Origin of the sequence: Vibrio genomosp. F10 str. 9ZD137 (assembly GCF_049974785.1) — a bacterium.
GTDB lineage: Bacteria > Pseudomonadota > Gammaproteobacteria > Enterobacterales > Vibrionaceae > Vibrio.
In genome coordinates, this window is the sequence record NZ_JBNGCJ010000631.1 from 1 (window position 1) to 5,613 (window position 5,613).

The 5,613-nt window shown below is 43.4% G+C and carries 7 protein-coding genes; 2 read left to right on the plus strand and 5 right to left on the minus strand.

Features of this window, described 5'->3' with window-relative positions; translation table 11 throughout:
* The 5 genes from ACP45E_RS15265 to pspA all read right to left on the minus strand — a co-directional run.
* Positions 1 to 763: efflux RND transporter periplasmic adaptor subunit (locus tag ACP45E_RS15265; RefSeq protein WP_069585194.1), on the minus strand; the 763-nt coding region annotated here is incomplete at its 3' end.
* On the minus strand, positions 763 to 1,794 hold the full coding sequence (locus tag ACP45E_RS15270) for an efflux RND transporter periplasmic adaptor subunit (protein ID WP_017037934.1): 1,032 nt from the start codon (positions 1,792 to 1,794) through the stop codon (positions 763 to 765). The genes ACP45E_RS15270 and ACP45E_RS15265, both read right to left, overlap by 1 nt.
* Before the next feature lie 130 nt (positions 1,795 to 1,924).
* On the minus strand, positions 1,925 to 2,314 hold the full coding sequence (pspC, locus tag ACP45E_RS15275; RefSeq protein ID WP_017034936.1) for an envelope stress response membrane protein PspC: 390 nt from the start codon (positions 2,312 to 2,314) through the stop codon (positions 1,925 to 1,927).
* Positions 2,307 to 2,540 (minus strand): envelope stress response membrane protein PspB, encoded by a 234-nt coding sequence (gene pspB / locus ACP45E_RS15280; RefSeq protein ID WP_017034935.1) that lies wholly within the window; start codon positions 2,538 to 2,540, stop codon positions 2,307 to 2,309. Before pspB ends, pspC begins: the two co-directional genes overlap by 8 nt.
* Positions 2,541 to 2,549: 9 nt before the next feature.
* Positions 2,550 to 3,218, minus strand: coding sequence for a phage shock protein PspA (gene pspA / locus ACP45E_RS15285; RefSeq protein WP_017034934.1), 669 nt, complete (start codon positions 3,216 to 3,218; stop codon positions 2,550 to 2,552).
* A gap of 210 nt (positions 3,219 to 3,428) precedes the next feature.
* Between pspA and pspF the strand changes: the two genes are divergently transcribed.
* The gene (gene pspF, locus ACP45E_RS15290) at positions 3,429 to 4,517 is read left to right on the plus strand and encodes a phage shock protein operon transcriptional activator (RefSeq protein WP_017037933.1); all 1,089 of its coding nucleotides are present in this window, start codon (positions 3,429 to 3,431) and stop codon (positions 4,515 to 4,517) included.
* 117 nt (positions 4,518 to 4,634) lie between these two features.
* The coding region (locus ACP45E_RS15295) for an ABC transporter substrate-binding protein (protein ID WP_241824324.1) at positions 4,635 to 5,613 on the plus strand (979 nt) is incomplete at its 3' end.

Sequence of the window (5,613 nt, forward strand, 5' to 3'; positions counted from 1 at the left end):
ACCGCTCTTCCGATCTCATAGACAATGTTGCAGTGAATGTACCTGTTGCCGGATCCGGTTCGGTAGTAAATTCTTTTACTGATGCCTCATATTCATTACCACTCGGGACTCTGACGATGGTTTGAATCGTATCCACGGCCTGGTGAGTTGGCGAGTTGACATGAAGCCTATCTGGTAACTGTATGAGTATCTCGACCGTTTCTACACTGTGTATGTTAACGATGTACTGCCCGACTTGAACATTTTCAAACTGGTCAGTATTGACTCGAGAAATAATTCCATCAACCGGAGCTTTAAGCTGAGTAAACGACAGTCTTAATTTCGCTAGCTCTAATTCGGCCAAGGCTATTTGTCTTTGCGCCGCAATCTCATCAAATTGTGACTTAGCTAAAAGCCCTTTGTTAACGAGGGGTTTGGAACGATTAAACTGATTGTTCACAACGGTAAATCGTGCCTGGGCGTTGTCGACATCAAGCTGATAATCGGTAGGATCTAGCTTGGCTATCAATTGCCCTTTCTTAACTCGGTCCCCTTCTTTTACGCTTAATTGGCTGATTTCGCCTGATACTCGAAAGCTCAAATGGGAGCGCTCTGCCGCATTTGCCACAGCAGGAAAGTAAAGCGATTCTCTGGCTTCAGAAATCGATAGGTCAGCAACCCGAACATTAAGAGGAACCATTTCAGTCTTTACGACGTCCTCTTTACATCCTGCCAAAACGATACTGAATGCGAACAAACTAACTGATTTCCATTGTTTCATCATTACAGCCCTCTCTCCTTAACCCACTCTCGGACTTTGATGCCACTTTCAATGCCACTCACGCCAGATACGATGATTTGATCACCATCATTTAGGCCAGAGAGTACTTCTCGCTTATCATTAACTTCAACCGTCGCTTTCTCTGTGAGACCCGATGGTGTCACACGCCATACTCGTGTTTTTCCATCTTCTTCAAAGAGCGCAGATGATGGGATTCGAGTAGTTTGACCAGCATCAACGATGGCGCGGACACTGCCTGCCATTCCAGGAAGGATACCGATATCTTTTGGCCGTTCCATAACCATCGTCACTTTATAGGCGCCCGTGTTTCGGTCTGCTTCTGTGTCTATTTCTTGAAAGAGAAGCGGATAACTCTTATCGGGAAAAGCATCAAACGTCATGGTGACATTAGGGTTAAGATCTTGAGAAAAACGGTTCAACAGATGATCAGGTAACTGATACACCACTTTCAGCAACTGGTTCGTTTGAATGTTCATTACCCCTGTTTTCTCACTCACAAATTCAAAGTTTTGAGCGGGGGAGAGTGAAATGGTGCCGTCATAAGGTGCGATCAGTTTGGTGTATCTAAGATTTGCTTTCGCTTGAGAGAGGATAGCTCGCGCAGAATTGTGATTCGCTTTAGCTTGGTCAAAGTCTTGTTCTGAAACTACTTTATCAATATGCAACTTTTTATAACGTTCAAACTGCACATCAGCCAACATAAAATTGGCTTGGGCTTGCTTGGCCAGTAAGGCATATTCATCAGGATTTAAAGAGGCTAACTGCTCACCTTTTTTGACATTTTGTCCGGCTGTTACATCAATCGACTGCAGTTGGCCCGCAACCCTAAAAGTCAATATCGCTTTGTCACCCGCTTCGGTTGTCGCGGGGAAGGTGCGTTCAAACTGGCTATTACCAACCGATACAGTGAATAATTTTGCAGGCCGTGATTCCGGCTCAGGTACAGGAGGAAGATCTTTACCACAACCACTTAAGATTGCGCTAAAGACAATGAGATAAATATACTTTGCCATGGGTAGCATCCAACAGAATCATTTAGTTACAAAGATAGTTGAATACCCTAATGGATACCAGTGAATAATCGGTTAATTCATTGAAATTAAATGAATAGAGAGTGGTATTTGATACCACTCTCATTACTGATTACAGATTTTTAAATTCGCGGTTGACTTTAAATGCATCAGAGGTGACGTACGCTTCCATTTTTCCTAGTTTCCCTCCCAATGTATCAAAATCATTTTCTAACGTTTTTAGCAGTTCACTGGCGCTCTTACCTTGTTGCCAAGGCTTACTTTTTAGCTTGTGCTCTTGTTGAGTTTTGATGTCTTGAGAGTAATTCACCGGCTGTTTTTCTATCATCAGTGTCATCGCGACATAAGCCAGGAGAACCAGAAATCCAGCGCCAAGCAATGCCGCTGATATGACTAAGATTCGAATCAACCAAACCTCGACACTAAAGTAGTTCGCTAAACCGGCACAAACGCCGGTCAGTTTACTATTTTGAACATCTCTGTAGAGTTCGCGCTTAGTCATAAGATGATCTCCAATTAGGGGATTCAGCATCTAGAATTCTCTCTAACGTCACCACTCTAGATTGAAGCTTTTCTGCTTGCTCTGACAAATGCTGGATTCGTTGGTTATCTTCTTTGGATAACCCATTACCGGAATGACGCTTTGCTCGATAATGTAAAAATAGCCATAAGGGAGCCACAAAGATTAAGAAAACCATCAATGGCCCAGCGATCAAAAACGATGACATAGAACTCTCCTATCCTTTATCTTTCATTTGCTGTTTTAGTTTCGCCAGCTCTTGTTCAATTTCATCTTGCGCTTGGAGCTCGGCAAATTCCTGATCTAAGGATTTCGCATTACCACTCTTGGCATAGACATCCGCTTCTGCTTCCAGTTCATCCACTTTACGAGAATACTGCTCAAACTTTGCCATAGCTTCATGAGTACGACTAGTATGAAGATGCTTTTGGACATCACGTCGGCTTGTTGCTGTTTGGTTTCGAATCGCCAGTGTTTGTTGCTTGGCTCGCGTTTCAATAATCTTGCTCTCTAATTTACTGACCTCACCGCTAAGCTTTTCAATCGTATCTTCCACCAATACGTTTTCAGCCTGCAGCCCTTTGAGTACCTCGATGAGTTTTTGCTTCTCGATCAATGCCGCTCTCGCTAACTCTTCGCGCTGCTTGGTAATGGCGAGTGTTGCTTTTTGCTGCCAACCTTCAATTTGGTCTTCCATTGATTCTATTTTGCGGCTCAGATCTTTTTTATCGGCCAACGCTTTAGCGGAGTTGGTTCTTACTTCAACCAGTGTGTCTTCCATTTCCTGTATGATAAGACGAATCATCTTTTCTGGATCCTCTGCCTTATCGAGTAGAGAACTAATATTTGAGTTTACGATATCTGCAAAACGAGAAAAAACACCCATGATATATCTCCTAATTAACGGTAACGATGCGCGGTATATGCGCTGACATTCTTGATGTATGAAAAGAGACAATCAAAATGCATGCCAATTTTTAACCGTTTATAATCAATCATTTATATTATCCGTCATTAGCCAGCACTCTGTGTTATGATGAAATTAACCTACTATTGGTATTTTTAACCAGTTCGTTCTTAACATGGAGTCGACATCATGCGCCAAAACTTGATCGGTGAATCCCCTGCCTTTCTCTCAGTATTAGATAAAGTCTCTCGTTTGGCGCCTATTGAACGGCCCGTCCTCATTATTGGCGAGCGTGGCACGGGGAAAGAACTGATCGCTCAGCGGCTTCATTACCTATCCAAACGCTGGGAAAATACCCTTGTTTCCCTTAACTGCGCCACATTAAGTGATGGCTTAATCGACTCAGAACTGTTTGGGCATGAATCTGGCGCTTTCACCGGGGCTAAAGGTCGTCATCAAGGTCGGTTTGAACGTGCAGAAGGCGGCACTCTGTTTTTAGATGAGCTCGCCACTGCCCCTTTAGCTGTGCAAGAAAAGCTGCTAAGGGTGATTGAATACGGGCAATATGAACGAGTCGGAGGTCAAAAAACACTGAATGCCAATGTTCGTTTGATCTGCGCGACGAATGGAAACTTGCCTCAGCTCGCACAGAAAAATCTATTTCGGGCCGATCTTCTCGACAGGCTCGCATTTGATGTTATTCACTTGCCACCATTAAGAGAACGTCCTGAAGATATTCCACTGCTTGCCGAGCACTACGCGATAAAAATGTGTCAAGAATTAGAGCTGGAGTTTTTCCCTGGTTTCTCTCACAGCGCCATACGTGAACTTCTGGAATACACTTGGCCGGGTAACATCAGAGAACTCAAAAATGTCATTGAACGAGCTATCTACCAGCACAATCGAATTGATGAGCCTATTGATACTCTAGTGTTTGACCCCTTTGGTGGTGCTTGGGGCAACACAACGGTAAACCACGAGGATAACGATAGTAAAGTGGGGGGGCAGCCTGATTCCCTTCTTTTGAACTCTCAAGATAATGGTTCTGTAGCGCCATACTCAGACGATAAATCACTAGAACCGAGTAAACTAAAGTCGTTAGTGTTTCCAATTAACTATAAAGCATGGCAAGAAGAACAAGATATTGCATTACTTAATCTGGCACTCAGTGAAGCACAGTTTAACCAACGAAAAGCCGCTGTGCTTTTGGGCTTGAGCTATCATCAATTAAGAGGCATGGTCAGAAAATACGACTTGATTGCGCAAAACGGCCAATAACCTCATAGATTCAACTGTTTTCAGTTGGTTTGAATGTCCAAACAATGGTAAATTATCGAGATCTGACGGCATGAATATTGGTTTAGTTTTGCCTTATACCCTGACAAAGTTCTTTCTATGAAAGCGTTCTCAAAACTGACATTTGGATTCTTCAGCCTATTGTTTTTGGTTGGCTGTGGTGAAGATATCGATCACGATAAAATCCGACAAAGTGGCTTTATTTTTTGTGGGCAAGGCGGCTTACAAACGTTCAATCCACAACTTGTTGATAGCGGTATTACGTCTGAAGCACTCAGCCCGCAAATCTTCGACACTCTGGTTGTGCTCGACCCAGAAACGCATCAACCTGTACCGAGTGTTGCCACTCAATGGACGGTGAATAAGTCTCGTACCGAATATATTTTCGATCTTAAAGAAGATGTTTCGTTCCATACTACCGAATGGTTTACTCCAACGAGAACCCTTAATGCTGATGATGTTGTATTTAGCTTTCGCCGTATTATAGATTCTAGTCATTCTTATCATTACGTGGGTAATGGCCAGTACCCTTGGTTTACCGGCATTGATTTTCAAAATCTACTGATCGATGTACAGGCTTTAACCGCCCATCAAGTCAAGTTTACGCTCAGTCGCCCTGATAACACATTTTTGTCTAACATCGCGACAAGCCATGCTGTTATTCACTCTTTAGAATACGCAACTCAGCTAGAGATAAACGACCGTAAGCGACAGATTGATACCTTACCAGTGGGATCAGGGCCATTTTATCTAGATGAATATCTGGTCAATGACTTGGTCCGTCTGCGTAAACATAATACCTATTGGAATGGACCGGCGAAACTTCAGCAAGTAGTGTTTGATATTTCTCACCGTGGAACAGGGACTTTCGCGAAGCTTCTTCGAAATGAGTGCGATGTCCTGAACGCACCTCTTTCGAGCCAGATTCCTATTATAGAGCAGCAAGAGTCACTGGTCTTAACCGCAAGACCGGCCATCAATGTTGCGTATATTGCGGTCAATACCATTCACCCAGAGTTAACCGATGTCAGAGTCCGCAAGGCACTCAGCTTTGCCATCAACCGCCAAAATATCCTCG

What these genes read in the sequence shown, in the direction of transcription:
- ACP45E_RS15270 (WP_017037934.1), bottom strand. Translation starts at nt 1,794, where the DNA reads ATGGCAAAGTATATTTATCTCATTGTCTTTAGCGCAATCTTAAGTGGT.
- pspC (WP_017034936.1), bottom strand. Translation starts at nt 2,314, where the DNA reads ATGACTAAGCGCGAACTCTACAGAGATGTTCAAAATAGTAAACTGACC.
- pspB (WP_017034935.1), bottom strand. Translation starts at nt 2,540, where the DNA reads ATGTCATCGTTTTTGATCGCTGGGCCATTGATGGTTTTCTTAATCTTT.
- pspA (WP_017034934.1), bottom strand. Translation starts at nt 3,218, where the DNA reads ATGGGTGTTTTTTCTCGTTTTGCAGATATCGTAAACTCAAATATTAGT.
- pspF (WP_017037933.1), top strand. Translation starts at nt 3,429, where the DNA reads ATGCGCCAAAACTTGATCGGTGAATCCCCTGCCTTTCTCTCAGTATTA.